An 18,660-nucleotide genomic window follows, 5' to 3' on the forward strand; every position below is an offset into this window, starting at 1 on the left:
AGTAATAACATTTAAACTGTAATTATTAAAATTATACTTTACTGTTATGCGCAAATACGTCATACAAATATAAAACAAAACACAAGTGAAACATTAAATACTCAAAAATACCGCACTTAAAAACCACATCACAACACTAGCAACATAACCATTACGTAAAAGTATACTTTTCAAGCAAACGAATTTTTTTATTTGCAAAAATTGTTGCAAAGCATACTTATACTCTATAATCCACGCACTTCAATAATGGTTAATTACTTTTCATTCTTTGTTACTAACATAATAGGATAAAGAGCAGCAACAACGATAACTAGCACGGATATGCTTATACGATCACGGAATGTTCACTTTTTATAACAAAAATGATTGTTGTAAATTACTATTAATTCGCTTGTTGTGCGACTCAACTTATTCAGTACACATTGACTGAAAATGAAATAAAGGAGATGTCCATAATGGGCACCGCACAACAGAAAACGACTGCAACAACAACCGACAATACCCAAAAACTCGGCTGGAGTAAAAGTGATACCGTATGGATGCTCGGTTTATATGGCACAGCAGTTGGTGCTGGCACTTTATTTTTACCTATTAATGCTGGGATTGGTGGCTTAATTCCCCTTATCGTAATGATGATTTTAGCATTACCAATGACCTTTTTTGCTCACCGAGCAATGATGCGTTTTGTATTATCAAGTGCGACTCCCGGTGCCGATATTACCGATGTGGTTGAAGAGCACTTTGGTAAAAATATGGGTAAAATTATTACCTTATTATATTTCTTTGCTATCTACCCTATTTTGCTTGTTTATAGTGTGGCTTTGACCAATACCGTTGAAAGTTTTATGAAATTTCAATTAGGTATCGAACCACCAGCGCGTGCAATTCTCGCTTTGATATTAATTTTAGTTTTAATGGCTATTGTTCGTTTAGGTGAGCAACTGATCATAAAAGCGATGAGTATTTTGGTCTTCCCTTTTGTTGCTGTTTTACTTATGCTCGCGTTATATCTCGTTCCTCATTGGAACAATGCTATTTTTACCGATATTATTCCTCAAAATGACAGTGGCAGTACGGTAATAATGGCTGTATGGCTAATTTTACCTGTAATGGTATTTTCGTTTAACCACTCACCAGTTATCTCTTCATTCGCTGTAGCTAAAGAAAAAGAATATGGTGCTAACGCCGAACGTCAAGGCTCTCGTATTTTATTACGCGCCCATATTATGATGGTTATTACGGTGATGTTTTTTGTTTGTAGTTGCGTATTAAGCTTAACGCCTGCCAATCTTATCGAAGCTAAAGCACAAAATGCCTCAATTTTGACTTACCTAGCGAACCATTTCGATACCCCAGTTATTGCTTATGCTGCACCTATTGTGGCAATTATCGCGATAACAAAATCTTTCTTAGGCCATTATTTAGGTGCAAGTGAAGGTTTGAATGGCATTATTCATAAAGTTGCACGAGATAATAATAAAACAATCTCAAATAAAACACTTAATCGCTTCACTGCCTTATTCATGCTTCTTACAACTTGGGCCGTTGCGACGCTTAATCCAAGTATTTTAGGTATGATTGAAAACTTAGGTGGCCCAATTATTGCGATGTTACTGTTTATTATGCCAATGTATGCGATAAAGAAAGTACCCGCGATGAAAAAATACTCAGGGGCTATCAGTAATATTTTTGTTACCGTTATTGGTTTAATGTCTATTTCTGCTATTTTTTATTCTCTAGCACAATAACGACAGCACCTAAAATAAATCAAAAAAAAACCGAGCCCTAAAAGCTCGGTTTTTTATTATGCTCAAATAACACCCTCAACCACCTGATCACAAATGATATAAGTTGGGTTATATATAATATCGCTTAATTAATAAAGGCTTGGCTTCCCTTCTGGACGATTTTTAAAACGACGATGTAACCACATATATTGACTCGGTGCCGCCATAATAGATTGCTCTACAATCTTATTAATAAATGCTGCTGCTGCATCAGAATCTTTATGAGGAAAGCCTTCAACTGGCGGGCATATTGTTAACGTATAATGACCTGAATCATCATCACGTACCATGGTAAATGGCACCACCGCACAATTTGAGGCATCAACTAATAAGCTGGTTCCTGTTGTTGTACATGCTTGCTCAACCGCAAATAAAGGTACAAATGTTGAGCGACGTAGACCATAATCATGATCAGGGGCATACCATACTCGTTCACCTGTTTTTAATGCTCTCAGCATACCTTTAACGTCTTTCCGATCGATTAAAGTACGATTAGATCGTGAACGACCTTGATATTGGAAATAATCAAAACACGGATTATTATTAGGACGGTAAACACCCATACCTGTTTTTTTAATACCAAAAGCACGTGCGCCAAGCTCAAGGTTCATTGAATGCACCGCAACCATTAATGCGCCTTTCCCTTCACGTTCTAATTGCTCCATATGCTCCATGCCCTTAATCGTAACATGACGACAAACACGTGCATCAGACCAAAACCATGCCATTCCTGTTTCGAACAGTGCTAATCCCGTGTTATCAATATTTTCTTTAAGTAAACTTTCTCGTTCACTCGCACTCATTAATGGAAAGCATAATTCTAGATTACGATGAATGATATGTTGACGCTTTTTCATTAACTTAATCGCTAAACGGCCAATATGCTTTCCTAAAAATAATTGAGCTGAATAAGGAAGCAAACTAAGTGAATACATTAACCCTACTAATGCTAATGTACCCCAATAACGAGGGTGAAGTAATGATCGTGTAAATACAGGTTTAATTTTAGAACTCATGCGATATTGTGACCTATTTTTTCGTTATTTTTTATCCCAAAAAATACAAAAAATATAATAATTTAGATAGGTACCTATAATAGTGCCTAACGATGATTGTAAAAAGTAAAACTCGTCAATTTACTGCTAATTATTACTAAAATAGAGGCAAAGCGAACTTTCCTTTAAAAATACAAATAAATATGTTTAACACTTAAATGAAATGTTCGTAAAACAACCAACCAACATGTACTACATAATTAAATTTATTGATTATCAATTAGTTATTTACGGCTAATCCAAATTCTAACATCTTATAATGTGTAATATGTAACAACCCGTAACATAGACTCGTCCATTCTGCTTTTTCCCGTATAATCCCCTTATCTTTTTTTACTTTGTGGATAATGCATTGGAATTATTGGCTATCGATTTTTTAGGTAAGCCCCTGCGACTTGAAGGCTCAATGGCGGGATGGCAACAATTATTTTGGGATAATACCCTCGTCTCTCAAATTGCAGCAGCGCCAACTGATACTGATCAATTTACACATCAGTTTGAGTTATCAAATAATGAACAGACTATTCAGTGTCAGCTTAATGGTACGTTAAGTTGGCAACCATTTTTGATTCATTATCAAGCCAGTGCAGATCAACAAATGATTGTACAAGGTGAGCGTAATGACAAAGATATTGAACGTCAGCAACCACAACAAGTGATCGTCCCAGAGAAACGATTCAGCTTCATTGGATTAGCATCCTTAGGCATGAAAGCACTCAAAAGTGCTAAATTAATTAAAGTCGTTCTCGCCTCTGCAAGTCTCGCGGCTTATTCATGGCTGTTTTCAATTCAATTTGCATTAGCATTACTGGCTTGTTTAGTGTTCCATGAATACGGTCATATTCGTGCCATGAAATATTTTGGCATGAAAACCAAAGGTATTTACTTAATTCCATTCTTGGGTGGATTAGCATTAAGCGACGAGAAAATTAATACTCGCTGGCAAGATGTGGTGATTTCAATCATGGGGCCTGCATTTGGTTTAATCATGTCATTAGCGTGCATGATTGCCTATTGGATCACCGGGGAAATGTTCTTTGCTGGCTTAGCCGTCTTTAATGCGCTGTTAAATTTGTTTAACTTATTGCCAATTTTACCACTCGATGGCGGTCATGTTCTAAAAAGCATTAGTTTTTCAATGAACAGTAAGATAGGTATTATTGCTTGTGCATTAGCGGCTGTTGTAGGCGTAATTTTAAGCTATCGCCTAGGGCTAACATTATTTGGTTTTCTACTGATCATGGGCAGTTTAGAAATCATCTTTGAATGGCGACAACGTCACCAAAGTCATTTATTACCATTAGATCGCTACGGTCAAATTTTCTCAACCGTATGGTATATCAGCCTTGTCGCTGCTTTTGTAGGTATTATTGCGTATTTTGCGAGCTTAGGTGACAGCTTACTTAGCCTACCGCTACAAATTTTAGGCACGTAATCGTAAAAAACATAGAAAATAAGTACTAAAAAAGCCAGCATCCTGTGATCGATTCTAACAACGATTCATCAGGCAATACTGGCTTTTCACTACCCTAATTATCAACTACGCATCAATAACAATGCCTAACAATAATCACATTATTTTTTCTTCGCCATCATCGCTTTAAGATCAGCGAACGGATTAAACGTTGCGGCTTGGTGATCATCTTCACCCGCACGAATCACACTGCTCTGACCATTATCAGCATCGGTGTATTTCTCATGCTCATGATCATGACAAAATAAGCATAATAACTCCCAGTTACTACCATCTTGAGGGTTATTAGTATGATCATGATCGACGTGGTGAACGGTTAACTCACGTAGGTTTGAATAAACAAACTCACGCGAACAACGACCACACACCCAAGGATAAATTTTTAATGCTTTTTCACGGTAACCCGCTTCTTGACGAGCATAAGCGGCACTGCTGCCAGTATAATCAGACGACATATCTTGACCTATTTTATAAAGAAATAAACGGCTAGTCTCTCTAACCGTTTAGGCAATTCACTGCCAATTGCCGTATTGAACCATCACCGAACAACAAATTTCAAGTAAAGTTTCAGCTCTTCAGGTATCTATCACAATTTAATCTCGGTTGATCTTTTAATACAACCAGTTAGCTTGAAATCGTTTTTAACTGCCTCCATATATAAAGCAGGTAATCTTTTCCATTAAAAATCATGCAGAACTTCATTGTATTTAACTTAATATTTTGACTGTAATTTAAGCGAAGAGACCTTCTATTCAAGATTTTAGAAGATAAAACCTTGTATAGATAACACGTTTTTAAAAGGTCTATGCTAAGATTCATTCAATTATTTGAAGCTGATTCTAACAGAACGTTTCACGAATCGACCTTTAACCGCTAAGAGTAAACAAATATGGCTTTTGATTTTTCCAATATGCTCACTGGATTATCAGCGATGCACGTAGATTTGTCGGCGATGCCAAAGAGTATCGACATGGGGCACGCAATCTTAGGCGCATTAGCAGTGATCTTTTTGTTAATGTATCTAATGAAAAAAGGTAAACCTGTTGAGATCGAAAAAATTGTTGAAAAAGAGATTGAAGTAGAAAAGATCGTTGAGATTGAAAAACCCGTCGAGATAATCGTTGAAAAGATCGTCGAGAAACCTGTTGAAAAAATTGTTGAAGTAGAAAAAATTGTTGAGAAAATTGTTGAAGTAGAAGTTGAACCAAAACTAAAAACATCAACACCAGATTCAGCACTCCAGCTACTGTCACTTTTGCAACAAGACGCACGCTTTATTGATTTTATGAAAGAAGATCTTAAAGGCTTTGCTGATGCTGATATTGGTGCTGCCGCTCGTGTTATTCATGAAGGTGGTCAAAAAGTACTTAATGAATACTTTAGCTTCGCACCTATTCGTGCAGAAGAAGAAGAGTCACGTATTACCCTACCCAAAGGATTTAACGCCTCTGAAGTACGCCTAATGGGTAACGTCGTTGGTGAAGCACCATTTAATGGCACTTTAATCCATCGCGGTTGGAAAGTGACAAATGTTAAATTGCCTAAATTGGCAGAAGGCCATGATGTACATATCATCGCAGCCGCTGAGGTAGAACTATAATGCAAGAAACACAACAACATCGCTACAGCGTGGGTATTGACTTAGGCACAACACACTGTGTGCTGTCTTATGTTGATCTTGAAAATGAAAACGCTGACGTCACCGTAATGGCGATTCCACAATTAACCACTCCTGGTAATGTGGAAGAAAAAAATCAATTACCGTCATTTATGTACCAAGCTCATGAATCAGAGCTAGCTGAAGGTGATACTGCACTTCCTTGGAATGCAAAACCCAATGCTATTGTTGGTGCAATGGCGCGAAACTTAGGTAGTAAGACCCCTATTCGTCTTATTTCCAGTGCTAAAAGTTGGCTTTGCCACGGTGGCGTAAATCGTCGTGACGCATTCTTACCACTGAATAGCCCAGAAGAAGTCATTAAAGTCTCACCATTAGAGGCGACTCAAAAATACCTTGAGCACATGGCTGATGCGTGGAATTTCCAACATCCTGAAACGCCTATTTGTGATCAAGACGTAACACTCACAGTACCAGCATCGTTCGATCCTGCTGCGCGTGAATTAACCGCAGAAGCGGCACGTAACGTTGGCTTTAAGCACCTGACTCTGCTTGAAGAACCACAAGCAGCGGTTTATAGCTGGATCAAGAATAACGACGATAACTGGCGTGACCAAGTCGCTGTTGGCGATATCATCCTAGTGGTCGATATCGGTGGTGGTACGACAGATTTATCGTTAGTTGCTGTTACTGAAGAAGACGGTAATTTAACCCTTAACCGTGTTGCAGTTGGCGATCACATCCTTTTGGGTGGTGACAACATGGATCTTGCTCTCGCTTATCGTTTAAAGATGAAGCTTGCGCAAGAAGGCAAACAATTACAACCATGGCAAGTATTGGCTATTACGCATGCATGTCGTGATGCGAAAGAAGCATTACTGAACGATGCGAAATTACAATCTATGCCGATTGTTGTTCCAAGCCGTGGTTCTAAATTATTGGGTGGTACATTACAAACTGAACTAACCCAAGAAGAAGTTCAACAAACGCTAGTTGAAGGTTTCTTCCCTCAAACTGCTATTGAAGAATTACCCGTACAAACAGCTCGCGGCGCATTAACCCAAATGGGTCTACCATATGCACAAGATGCAGCGGTATCACGCCATGTAGCAAGTTTCTTAAGCCGTCAAAGCCAAGCAGTTGAAGAACTCTTTGCACAATATGAACAACAGCACGAAGGCTTTATTCGCCCAACCGCTATTTTGTTCAATGGTGGTGTACTTAAATCTTCATTATTGTCAGATCGTCTCTTAACAACGATTAACGGCTGGCTAACAACAGCTGGTTCTACAGAAGCTAAACTACTTTCAGGGCTTGATCTTGATCTTGCCGTTGCAAGTGGTGCTTCATACTACGGTTTTGTACGTCGTGGTAAAGGTGTACGTATTCGTGGTGGTATCGCAAGTAGTTACTACGTTGGTATTGAAAGTGCAATGCCTGCTATTCCTGGTATGGAACCGCCACTAGAAGCATTATGTGTTGCTCCTTTTGGTATGGAAGAAGGCAGTCAAGCTGATGTACCAAGCCAGGAATTTGGTTTGATTATCGGCCAGCCAGTACAATTTAAGTTCTTTGGTTCAACTGTACGTCGTGATGATGTTGCAGGTACGCACCTTGATTGGTGGCAACCAGAAGAAATGGAACAATTACCAGCAATTCAAATGACACTACCTGTATCTAAAGGTCGTACTGCTGGTGAAGTGATCCCTGTCAAACTAGCGTCACACGTGACCGAATTAGGTATGTTATGCCTTGAAGCTATTGCGACTGATAATGGTCAGAAATGGCAAGTTGAATTTGACGTCCGCGAAGCATAATTGTTCGCACAACGGCGCACTTTATAGTGCGCCGTTTATTTATCTATCCACCAGCCAATGAAACATGTCAGGGGTATGCTTTCACCTATTTATTACCCGCAACACACTGACACATCAAACGTTTCTCATCTGGCTATGTTCTCATCTCAATTATTTTATGGAGCCAGCATGTCTTCATCTTCTCCACGTTATCTCGTTGGTATTGACCTTGGTACAACACACACCGTTGTCGCTTATTGTGAAATCACAGATACGTTAGAAACAAGTCCAATGCATATTTTTGAAATTGATCAATTAATTGCACCAGGTGAAGTTGCGCGTAAACCACTATTACCGTCATTCCGTTATCATCCCGCGGAAGGCGAAATGGATTCAACACAACTGGTATTACCTTGGAATGCTGAACCTGTTGCAGGTGAAATTCCAAGTGTGATTATTGGTGAATTTGCACGTGAATTAGGTGCAAAAGTGGAAGGTCGCCAAGTTGTTAGTGCTAAAAGTTGGTTATCTCATCAACATGTTGATCGTAACGAAGCCATTCTACCGTGGTCATCAACGGCCTCAACGTCTGATGTAAAGAAAGTCTCTCCGGTTATTGCAAGTGCAAGTTACCTTAACCACGTGCGTCAAGCATGGGATTACCACCATAAAAATGACTTACTGGCACAGCAAGAAGTTGTAATTACTGTTCCTGCCTCTTTTGATGAATCAGCACGCGCACTAACATTAGAAGCTGCGGAACTGGCTGGATTGCAAAAAGTATTACTCCTTGAAGAGCCACAAGCGGTTTGTTATGACTGGTATGCTCAAAACCGTCAACATGCCGATGAATTATTAAAAGACATTCCATTATTAATGGTATGTGATGTCGGCGGTGGTACAACCGATTTAAGTTTAATCAAAGTCGGCACTGATGAAGGTAAGTTGACCCTTGATCGTATTGGAGTTGGCGATCACTTAATGTTAGGCGGCGATAATCTCGATTTAGCATTAGCACACGTTGCCGAACAACGATTACATGGCGAATCTAAAAAACTCAGCCCTGCCGCGTTATCAAAGCTGATTCAGCAAACGCGGAAAGTGAAAGAAAAGTTATTATCAGGCAATGCACCAGACAACGCCAAAGTGACCATGCTCGGCAGTGGCTCACGTTTGATTGGTGGTGCTAAAAGTATTGAGTTAAACCGTGAAGAAGTGCATAGCATCGCCCTTGATGGTTTTTTCCCTATCACCGCCTTTACTGATCAACCTAATCAACGCCAAGCGGCGATGGTTGAGTTTGGACTTCCCTATGCGGCAGATCCTGCTATCAGTAAGCATGTCGCGCAGTTTATTGATCTGCATGACAATGTGTGCCGTGAAGCATTTAATGATTTTAACCTGCATCATCCAGATTCAATCGTTATTAGTGATGATCAACCTGCAATTCCGGTTGCCGTACTGCTCAATGGTGGTGTGTTTAACAGCCCCCTACTGTCAGCGCGTACGCTAGATATTATCTCTCGTTGGCGTGGCACTCCCGTCACTGAACTGAAAAACTTACACCCTGATTTAGCCGTTGCATTTGGTGCTGTCGCTTATGCCAAAGCCCGTCATGGCGCACAACTCAAAATTGGTGGTGGCTCAGCCCGTTCGTTCTTCTTAACTATTGGTGAAAATAAAGGCACCAAACAAGGTATCTGCTTATTACCTAAAGGGATTGAAGAAGGGATTGAAGTCACGCTAACCCACCGTAAATTTGCACTAACATTAGGTGAACCAGTACGGTTTAACTTAGTTTCTTCTACCAATGATAAACATCACGATGTCGGTGAACTGATTGAAATATTAGGTGATGGTTATATTAACCTGCCGCCTTTTATTGCGACCTTAGACAGTGATCGTGACCGTGACCAACTGGCTGCGAACCAAAAAGATCGTGAAGAAGTGACATTGGCTTGCCAGCTAACAGAAGTGGGTACGCTGCAAATTGAAGCCGTCAGTCTTACCGATAATGCCAAGCGTTGGAAAGTTGAATTTGCTATTCGTAAAGACTTAGCCCGTTTAAACCGTGGTAATGATGACAGTAATAGCACTCTGGCTGAAAGTGAACTCCCAGCGAGAATGCCAGAAGCAATTGATGCCGTTAAGAAAGTCTTTGGTGGGACGAAAACCACCGATAACAATAAAGCGGTTAAAACACTGCGTAATGATCTCGATAAAATCTTAGGTAAACGTGATGCATGGGAAACACCGTGTTTACGTGAACTTGCCAATGCATTACTTGATAGTAAAAAACGCCGCCGCCGCTCGGATCTCCATGAACGTAACTGGTTAAAGCTCGCGGGCTTTACTATGCGCCCTGGCTTTGGCTACCCTGCTGATGAATACCGTATGGAACAAATTTGGCCGCTATACCAACATGGCATTCAATTTGATACCAATACTCAAACATGGTGTGATTGGTGGACATTCTGGCGTCGCGTCTCTGGCGGTTTAACCCAAGAGCAGCAACTGCTTATCTATAAAGATCTTGCTAAGTATATTACGCCTGGCGCAAGTCGTAACGCCAAGCTTAATAAAGAGCTACAAGAGCGTAGCTACGAAGACATGGTACGCTTAGCGGCCTCTTTAGAGCACTTACCATTTGATAAGAAGCTACAGCTGATTGAGTGGTTATTTGGTCGCCTACAAAAAACACAATATGCACAAGCGCATTGGTGGGCTATTGGTCGTATTGCAACCCGTTCACCATTTTATGGCAGTGCTCATAACCTATTGTCAGCTGAGCATGTCTCTTACTGCTTACCAGAGCTGATGAATTATGATTGGCGTAAAGAATCATACATTGGCTTTGCGGCGGTAATGATGACGCGAATGACGGGGGATCGCACATTAGACATTAATGATGAACTACGCCAACAAGTCATTACTAAGTTAAAACAAAGCAAAGCACCTGCCAGTTGGATCGAAATGGTATCTGAGGTCAAAATATTGACAGAGGAAGAAACGAAACGGGTGTTTGGTGATGCATTGCCTAATGGATTACGTCTTATTGGCTAATTAATTTAAAAATAACCTAACAAAGGGAGGTCGCACCTCCCTTTATTTCACCACATATATTCAATCTAATATTCCCTATTTAAAAATAAGCCGTAATTATTGGCCTTTTACCTAAAAAAATAGGCTTTAAATTAAAATTTTTCATTTTAACGTCTAAATTAAGTAATAAAAATAATTCTATTAATCTTCTGTTAAGGTTCATATTGCTATTGTCTTGCTAACAGCATTTGTTTACTTGTTATAATAGATAACAGGTCGACCGTTTTTCAAGCATTGAGTGGACGTATTGGAACGACCATAATCCCACTCCAAAAAATTTAAATAGGCAAGACTATGACTAATACACAATATGATTTAATCGCACAACGTATCTTCAAGTCAGAAAATCAGCGTGTTGCTGTTGCAGCCGTGGTTTTTGATGGGCTATCAAGCTACGAAGCAGAGAAGCGTTACGAGCTACCAAAAGGCACGCTATCTCGTAATGTTCGTAAATATAAAAATGAAGTACAATACATAGAGTCTGTTTCTGCAGCTTAATTATTAAACATAGACTTTATCATTGAGCCGATATACTGAATGAATGTATATATGAAATAAAATAATCATGGCTCAATCAAAAGTAAAATAAAAGAGAATGTAGCTCTGCATTCTCTTTTAAATAACCAAATATTAAGCCGTTACAATTAATCACCACTCCGCAGATAAATACTAACCTTAAATAACCCTACCGCAATAATAAATAATCCAAATAATGTTATCGAACCTACACTTCCTAATGTTTGCCAAGGGTGTTCACTGGTTAAAATATTAAACGCCAAATTACTGACACGGTTTAACCAAACACCTATCGCCATTGAGTCAAACAACATGTAACTAATGAACTTAACCAGCGTCATTGCAACAAACAAGACTAATAATGGATGTTCCGTTAACTGAGAAGCACAAAAAATAATACAAACAATAGGCAATAACGCTAAGCTCATCGCCGCCATCATTGAAATAAACTGCCCCCAATGTAAACCCATCGCAGCCAAAGAAAGTGAGTTTTCTACTAACATATCGGCAGGCATAACCCACATAGCGACTATCCATACGGTGACATCGATAAACAACAATAGTAATGAAGACAATAATGGAATAATAATTAATGCCACAAATATCTTAATAGCAATTGCTTTACCATCACTCACCGGCATTGAATGCCAGAAAGCTAAACTACCCTCTTTACGCTCCTTTGCGAGCGCTCTCGCAGAGTAAGTAAAAAAGCTCAGTAAGGACACAATACCAGCAATAAAAAAGGACACAGAGCCGATAACACCAGCAAATGATGATGTCATCGGTGGTTGCCAACCATCAATACCATTCATTTGAATATTAAAAGAGAAATTATTAATATTGCTCAATACTATTACAACTAATACAGCAGCAAATAACGCTAAAAACAACGGCAATCGTATAAGGATTGTATGTTCTAATAATTCATTTTTTACTAAGGTATAGCTTTGTTTCATAATATTGACTCCTGCTGTTTCGCTAAAAATATATCAGCAAGACTAGGTTGACTAATATCCCCTAACAATGCCAGTTGAGAAACATCAGCACCTTCAAATAAAAGTCGATATTGACCTAATTGACAATTAACCGTTAATGGATTCAATTGTTTTGCGGCAACAATATGCTCATCATTCACAGATAATATCGTAAACTCCGCTTCCAATGAGGATAGAGAGGCTTGTAATACAGCTTGACCATTTTTAAGCACTAAAACATCAGTTAATAAATGGGCTATTTCATTAACCTCATGACTCGCGATAATTAATGCACGCTCACCTTCAGCAAACCACGCCATCAACGTTCGATAAAATGTTGAGCGGTACATTAGGTCGAGTCCAAGAGTCGGCTCATCTAAAATAAGTACATTGACGTTTGTAGCCATTACCAGCGCCAAATGTAACTGTACTTTCATACCTTTCGATAATGTTTTTATTTTACTGTGAATGTTAATATTAGTTTGAGCTAAATATTGCTGCATTTTTTGTTGTTCAAAGCTAAGATGTACACCTGTTGTATATGCCATTAATTGCTTCACCGTCATCCATTCAGGTAACATGGCGGCATCAGAAATATACGCAAGATTTTCAACTATTTTGTCACGGTGTTTTTCAGGTGACAGACCAAAAATACTTAATTCACCAGCGCAACTATGCATTCCTAATAACGTTTTAATTAACGTTGATTTACCAGCACCATTATGTCCAAGCAAACCAATAACTTGCCCACTAGATAAACTAAAACTAATGTTTTCTAATGCTTTTTTGTTACGATAAAACTTAGTAATGTGTTGAGCATTAATAAAAGGTTCATCACAGTTTATATTACCCACATAAAATCCTTAATGATCAATTAATCGAAATAATATTTATTAATAACATAAACAAGTCGCTTTATAAATTAAAGGCTTACCAAATAGCACATTTAAAATAAAACAACGTTTAATTATGATCTATGTATGATAGGAAGGCTAGATATTGAAGATAAAATACAGCATGCATAATATGCTTATTTAAAAGCATTAGATCAAACAAGAGTATACAGAGCCAATATAATGAACTCTGTATACTGAATAAGTGATCAATATAAAAATGCAATTTACTATATTAAAATAAGAAGGCTGTAATCGAAATTACTCGATAAATATAGTATTAAAACACTCTGCCAGTATAAATATAATTATATTAAAATAATTAGATATAAGGCTTAATTATTGATTTATATCGCTATTAAGCTTGATTAGGTAGTTCTTTAATAACAAGATCATGTGGTAATACATCATCTTTTTCCATCATTGCTAAAAGCTCAATCATACGAGAATGACGAGATTCTTGCTTAAATTCGTGTAATACAGCAATTAGATTATTTATTTTCTGTAGGGGAATACGCTTGATTACTGCTTTTTGGCGTCCTGGAACTTCATCGGCAAAATCAATTAAAATTTGACGGTAGTCAACGCGGGCTTCTTTAACTTCACCGCCTGCTTCTACACTTTTTAACATCGCACTGAGCGCTTTTTCTGCAGCTGCGAAACTGTCCATTAATAACCTCGGATAATAATACAAATCTGCTTTAACATGAAAATTGCTAAGCATGCATTGATAAAATAAACAATCTTAATGATAAAAATTAACATTGTTCTATATTTAGCTAAATGAAATTAATAACCTCAGATGAATAAATGAGATTGGTGTTTACCTACCAATACTCTTTAAAGTGAGTATGTTCACATTAAAGACTCTTTTATTATAATTGATCTTTTCATTTTCGTGTAACAGGGGACGCTACTTCTGTGAATATTACTCTGAGTTAGCTTTATTGTGAACACTAATTTAAAAAAATCGTCAATTTATTCACTTTAAATCGTATGTATGTTCTTTTTTGACGCTATTTTTTGCACAACATCACATCTAATTATTCTGTGCCCTACCTTATACCCCTTAATAAAAGTGTAATAATCAACTATAGTTAGCCTTAAATTATCATTCAATCGTAGGCAAATTGTGCGTCTTAATTCTCTTTTAGTTACCGTTATTGTCGGTAATATCATTTCCTTATCTAGCTTTGTTGCCAATGCATCAATTCATTCATCAGGTAACTTTACTTCAAATGGCCAATGTGAGGCTTATCAATCTTTTCGTAAACAAACTAATCCTGATAACACCCAACTAGTAAACAATAAACAATATGCAATAAAATCCATTAATAAAAAAGATTTTGATTGGGTACAAATACTTATTCCTAATGCATCTCCAGCAATGCGCTGGGTCAGTAAATTATGTGGTACAACACAGTTTAATAGTGATGATCTCTCTAAATCTTCTACATCGACTTCTACTTCATTCAAGGCGTCATCAAAAAGTTGTGACACCCGTAATGACTTTGATTCATATGTATTAGCATTAACATGGCAACCTGGATTTTGTGAACATGTTAACTACAAAGGTAATAAGCCTGAATGTACGGCAATTAATGACGGTAAATTAAACATTACTAATTTAACGCTACATGGGTTATGGCCAAATAAAGCCAGTTGTGGCACAAAATATGGCTATTGTGACCGCTATGCTCGCTTAGATCTTTCAGTATCAACAATAAAAGATATTGCGCCATGGATGCCCAATTTTTATTACCAAACAAAGTTTGGTGAATATGAGTGGAAAAAACACGGTGTTTGTCAAAACCTCGACGCTAATGACTACTTTTTAACAGCAACGAAACTGGTTGAAAAAGTAGATGCCTCTGCGATTGGTCAATTTATCAAAATCAATATTGGTAAAAATGTCTCAACCGCCAGTTTTAAGAAAAATCTTATCTCTCACTTTGGTGCAAATGCCGTTGACCGTATAAGCTTAGCTTGTAGCCAAGGTAAATACTTAAATGAAGTACGATTGAATATCGGAAAATCATTTAATGTTAACAGTAACCTCCAAGAACTACTTGAATCAGGACCTAAAGGACGTCCCTTCTACGGTAATTGTCATAAGAAAATACATATTGAAGCCGCTGGAAAGTAACTATTCTCATATTTGGTTTTTATGACATTATTAAGAGAGCAATGTATTATCTTGCTCTCTACTTACTTTAGTACCTATTTCTATTCTAGATGCCTTTATTACTATGCTCCTCATAAACAATCTCACCGAAAAATAATTAATAATCTAGTGATTAAGAATTCAAATACTCTTTTTTTTAATGGCAAAATCTCAACATACGATAATGCACACCGTACAATACCCTTTATCTAACCCCATTCACAAATATTTATAACCTATTGATTATAAATAATAAAAATACAAAGCCCTATTAACAATGTAACGTGTTACATAGTAATAATTCTTTTTTTGTGATATAAGTCTCCTTGGATTTCTGATTTTTTGTGCTACCTTGCATCGTCTTAGACGGCAATGAAATCGGTTACATGTTTAATAATTGTAATAAATTATGGATGTATATATTACACATTATAAGCAATAAAAAACCTATTATAGAAACCGATAGCAAGAGCACTCACAAGTAATGAATGTTCCTCTTCACTAAGTAGCCTTTCAAGGTTGCATAGTTTTATTAACAGGAAAAAATATGACTTCTACGAATGGAAATATACTGGGATCAATCAATGACACCTTAATGGCGATTATTGCTTCAATAAACGGCGTTTTATGGGGTCAACTTCTCGTTTATTTATTAGTTGGTGTAGGAATTTACTTCAGTGTTCGTCTTGGTTTTATCCAAATACGTCAATTCCGTCACTCTATCGAAGTATTAAAAAGCGGCCGTGAAATAGAAAATGGCATTAGCTCTTATCAAGTTTTTTGTACGTCAATGGCAGCACGTGTTGGTACCGGTAATATGGCCGGCGTTGCAGTTGCACTGACCATTGGTGGTCCAGGCGCTATTTTTTGGATGTGGCTAATCGCTATTTTTGGAATGGCGACTGCATTTATTGAATCAACCCTTGCTCAAGTTTACAAAGTCAAAGATGTTGACGGTCAATACCGTGGTGGACCTGCTTATTACATGGAGCAAGGTCTTGGCAAGCGCTGGATGGGTACTCTTTTTTCAATTTGCCTTATTATTGCTTTTGGCTTTGTCTTTAATGCCGTTCAAGCAAATACCATCACAGACGCACTACACCACTCTTTTGGTTGGGATGAAACGACGCAAGGTATTGTGATTGTTATCTTTACTGCCTTCTTTATTATGGGTGGTTTACGCCGCGTTGCGACAGCATCAACAAAAATTGTTCCGATTATGGCAGTAGGTTATTTAGCTATCGCACTCGTTATTGTTGCAATGAATATTACAGAGCTGCCTGCTGTACTAGCACTGATTGTAAAGAGTGCATTTGGTTGGCATGAAGCTGTTGCTGGTGGTGTCGCTTTCACCGCTTCACAAGCAATGCAAAGTGGTATTGCGCGTGGTCTGTTTTCAAATGAAGCCGGTATGGGTTCTGCAGCGAACGTAGCAGCAAGTGCAACACCAAACCCTAACCACCCAGCATCGCAAGGCTTTGTGCAAATGCTAGGTGTGTTTGTTGATACTATTGTTATCTGTACTGCATCAGCTGCAATGATCATGCTTTCAGGGGTAATGAACTCTCCTGATGCTGCAACTGGCATTGGTTTGCTTCAACAAGCATTAAGCAACCAACTAGGTGATTGGACAACTTATTTCATTGCTTCTGCTATCTTACTATTTTGTTTCTCATCGATTATTGCAAACTATACCTACGCAGAAACAAATATTATGTTCTTAAACGGTAATACAAAAAAAGGCCTATTGTTGTTCCGCCTTTGTGTATTAGGCATGGTAATGTTTGGTGCTGTTGCTTCACTACCTGTTGTTTGGAGTCTAGCTGACGTTTCTATGGGCTTAATGGCATTAGTCAATATTGTTGCCCTTATCTTCCTTTCTGGGTTGGCTATTAAAGTCATCAAAGATTATGAAGAACAGCTTAAAGCAGGTAAAACACCAGAATTTGATCGCTCTAAGTTTAAAGAACTGAAAGATATTGAAGGAGCGTGGCACCCTGACACTATTGCAGAAGCACGTGAAGCAAATGGCAATACGTTTAATAAATAAAACAATCAAATAGTATCTATATATTAAAACCAGTCCGTAATGGCTGGTTTTTTATCTTTATTTTAAATATAGCAATATTCTTTAAATAAAAATAAAAAGGCTAAAGAAATATATTCTTTAGCCTTAAGTATAATCAAACATTATAAGTAACCATGTTGGCCTTTCCAGCTTTCACTCATTTGTGCTAAAACACACGCAGGAAGTGGACGATGAGCTTTTGCAGGCTGTGAGGCTATTTTTCGATAACCGCTTGCTTGTAGTCTTAAATCAAAAACTTGATCAATTGGCTTGCCAGCCCGTGCTAAATCCCAACGGAAGGCGCGCAGTGCTGTATATTCATGTTGTTCAATTTCGCCACCATAAGGATACATTAGCACTTTAGCATATGCTTGGTTTGCCAATTCGAAGTTCACATTAATCATGAGTTTCTCCTTAGCACCTATTGGCTATCACTACTGCCAAGGGCTATGTTTAACGTAAAACGTTACAGTGTCGCATGCAAGCCATTTCGCAAAGATCTTGATGTAAAACGGTATATATAACTAAATTATGTGATACCACACTCAATATTGTATGGTTAGCCCTCACTTATTGATTAAAAAAAAATCAATAACAATGAAATTCACTCAATGCTGTCACTTTCTAAAATTTGCTCTTTAAACCCGTTATCAGCTGCATTACTATGCTAGTTATAACCACTTCAAGGACTACATAATGCAACCAATAAAAGTGCAACCTAACCCACAAATTGCCGTTATTTTTAAGACATGGTCTACGGAGTGGGCTAAAGAAGCAGAGGCTGGGAAAAAAGATACAGCTAATCAATTTCATACGGTATATAACATTGCTGCCGATTTATTCGATAAAGGTGGTGACATCGATATTTCAGTTATTTCTGCGTTATTTAATGACTGTAAACAAAAAACAGAAATGGCAGAACAACTGGTTAAAAAAATACAAATCAGTTTAAAAGACGATGATGAACGCGCACAACAATTAATCAAAAAAGTAAATACAGCAGCACAAGATGCTGCATTTGCAATGAATTACCTGGGCAAATTGTTATTACAATCAGCCTAATTAAATGAAAAAAGCAGTGCTTCACACGATGCACTGCCTCTCTTTTTCATTAATGACCTTTTGTAACAACGCATTACTTGTATTGCACAATTTATTATATTTCATGACTTATCTAGTTTTACTTCTCAACTGATTTTTGTCGTATCTGCAT

Annotated in this window: 15 protein-coding genes; 9 read left to right on the forward strand and 6 right to left on the reverse strand. The window is 37.8% G+C overall.

What is annotated here, in order from left to right; translation table 11 throughout:
• The first annotated feature begins 455 nt into the window (after positions 1-455).
• Positions 456-1,748 carry a serine/threonine transporter gene (locus CIK00_RS00075; protein ID WP_101766904.1) on the forward strand — a complete coding sequence of 431 codons (1,293 nt, stop codon included), beginning with the start codon at positions 456-458 and terminating at the stop codon, positions 1,746-1,748.
• Between the two features lie 128 nt (positions 1,749-1,876).
• Here CIK00_RS00075 and CIK00_RS00080 read toward each other — a convergent pair whose 3' ends face one another.
• Positions 1,877-2,803: an LpxL/LpxP family Kdo(2)-lipid IV(A) lauroyl/palmitoleoyl acyltransferase gene (locus CIK00_RS00080; RefSeq protein ID WP_101766905.1), complete on the reverse strand. Its 927-nt coding sequence runs from the start codon at positions 2,801-2,803 to the stop codon at positions 1,877-1,879.
• A 391-nt stretch (positions 2,804-3,194) separates the two neighbouring features.
• On the opposite strand from CIK00_RS00080, the gene CIK00_RS00085 reads away from it, so the two are divergent.
• The gene (locus tag CIK00_RS00085; RefSeq protein WP_101766906.1) at positions 3,195-4,277 is read left to right on the forward strand and encodes a site-2 protease family protein; all 1,083 of its coding nucleotides are present in this window, start codon (positions 3,195-3,197) and stop codon (positions 4,275-4,277) included.
• A gap of 140 nt (positions 4,278-4,417) precedes the next feature.
• Here CIK00_RS00085 and CIK00_RS00090 read toward each other — a convergent pair whose 3' ends face one another.
• The gene (locus CIK00_RS00090) at positions 4,418-4,771 is read right to left on the reverse strand and encodes a YajD family HNH nuclease (protein ID WP_101766907.1); all 354 of its coding nucleotides are present in this window, start codon (positions 4,769-4,771) and stop codon (positions 4,418-4,420) included.
• Positions 4,772-5,247: 476 nt separating this feature from the next.
• Between CIK00_RS00090 and CIK00_RS00095 the strand changes: the two genes are divergently transcribed.
• The 4 genes from CIK00_RS00095 (at position 5,248) to CIK00_RS00110 (ending at position 11,330) form a co-directional block, all read left to right on the forward strand.
• Entirely contained in the window at positions 5,248-5,916 is a 669-nt protein-coding gene (locus tag CIK00_RS00095; RefSeq protein WP_167388492.1) for a DUF2760 domain-containing protein, read from the forward strand.
• On the forward strand, positions 5,916-7,751 hold the full coding sequence (locus tag CIK00_RS00100; RefSeq protein ID WP_101766909.1) for an Hsp70 family protein: 1,836 nt from the start codon (positions 5,916-5,918) through the stop codon (positions 7,749-7,751). The genes CIK00_RS00095 and CIK00_RS00100 overlap by 1 nt, the downstream gene beginning before the upstream one ends.
• Positions 7,752-7,919: 168 nt before the next feature.
• A complete protein-coding gene (locus tag CIK00_RS00105; protein ID WP_101766910.1) occupies positions 7,920-10,793 on the forward strand; it encodes an Hsp70 family protein in 2,874 nt (957 codons plus the stop codon).
• A gap of 333 nt (positions 10,794-11,126) precedes the next feature.
• Positions 11,127-11,330 (forward strand): hypothetical protein, encoded by a 204-nt coding sequence (locus CIK00_RS00110; protein WP_036795050.1) that lies wholly within the window; start codon positions 11,127-11,129, stop codon positions 11,328-11,330.
• Positions 11,331-11,476: 146 nt separating this feature from the next.
• On the opposite strand, the gene CIK00_RS00115 is transcribed toward CIK00_RS00110, so the two are convergent.
• The 3 genes from CIK00_RS00115 to CIK00_RS00125 form a co-directional block, all read right to left on the reverse strand.
• Positions 11,477-12,304: an ABC transporter gene (locus CIK00_RS00115; protein ID WP_101766911.1), complete on the reverse strand. Its 828-nt coding sequence runs from the start codon at positions 12,302-12,304 to the stop codon at positions 11,477-11,479.
• Positions 12,301-13,176, reverse strand: coding sequence for an ABC transporter ATP-binding protein (locus CIK00_RS00120; RefSeq protein ID WP_101766912.1), 876 nt, complete (start codon positions 13,174-13,176; stop codon positions 12,301-12,303). Before CIK00_RS00120 ends, CIK00_RS00115 begins: the two co-directional genes overlap by 4 nt.
• Positions 13,177-13,573: 397 nt before the next feature.
• Complete coding sequence (locus CIK00_RS00125; protein WP_101766913.1) at positions 13,574-13,885, reverse strand: hypothetical protein; 312 nt, start codon at positions 13,883-13,885, stop codon at positions 13,574-13,576.
• A gap of 462 nt (positions 13,886-14,347) precedes the next feature.
• Between CIK00_RS00125 and CIK00_RS00130 the strand changes: the two genes are divergently transcribed.
• A complete protein-coding gene (locus CIK00_RS00130; protein ID WP_233426517.1) occupies positions 14,348-15,361 on the forward strand; it encodes a ribonuclease T2 family protein in 1,014 nt (337 codons plus the stop codon).
• A 565-nt stretch (positions 15,362-15,926) separates the two neighbouring features.
• Entirely contained in the window at positions 15,927-17,429 is a 1,503-nt protein-coding gene (locus tag CIK00_RS00135) for an alanine/glycine:cation symporter family protein (protein ID WP_101766915.1), read from the forward strand.
• Between the two features lie 140 nt (positions 17,430-17,569).
• Here the strand turns inward: CIK00_RS00135 and CIK00_RS00140 are convergent, their stop codons facing one another.
• Positions 17,570-17,851, reverse strand: coding sequence for a hypothetical protein (locus tag CIK00_RS00140; protein ID WP_101766916.1), 282 nt, complete (start codon positions 17,849-17,851; stop codon positions 17,570-17,572).
• A gap of 292 nt (positions 17,852-18,143) precedes the next feature.
• Between CIK00_RS00140 and CIK00_RS00145 the strand changes: the two genes are divergently transcribed.
• Positions 18,144-18,509: a hypothetical protein gene (locus tag CIK00_RS00145; RefSeq protein ID WP_101766917.1), complete on the forward strand. Its 366-nt coding sequence runs from the start codon at positions 18,144-18,146 to the stop codon at positions 18,507-18,509.
• Positions 18,510-18,660 lie beyond the last annotated feature (151 nt).

Source organism: Photobacterium carnosum, assembly GCF_002849605.1.
GTDB classification, from domain to species: domain Bacteria; phylum Pseudomonadota; class Gammaproteobacteria; order Enterobacterales; family Vibrionaceae; genus Photobacterium; species Photobacterium carnosum.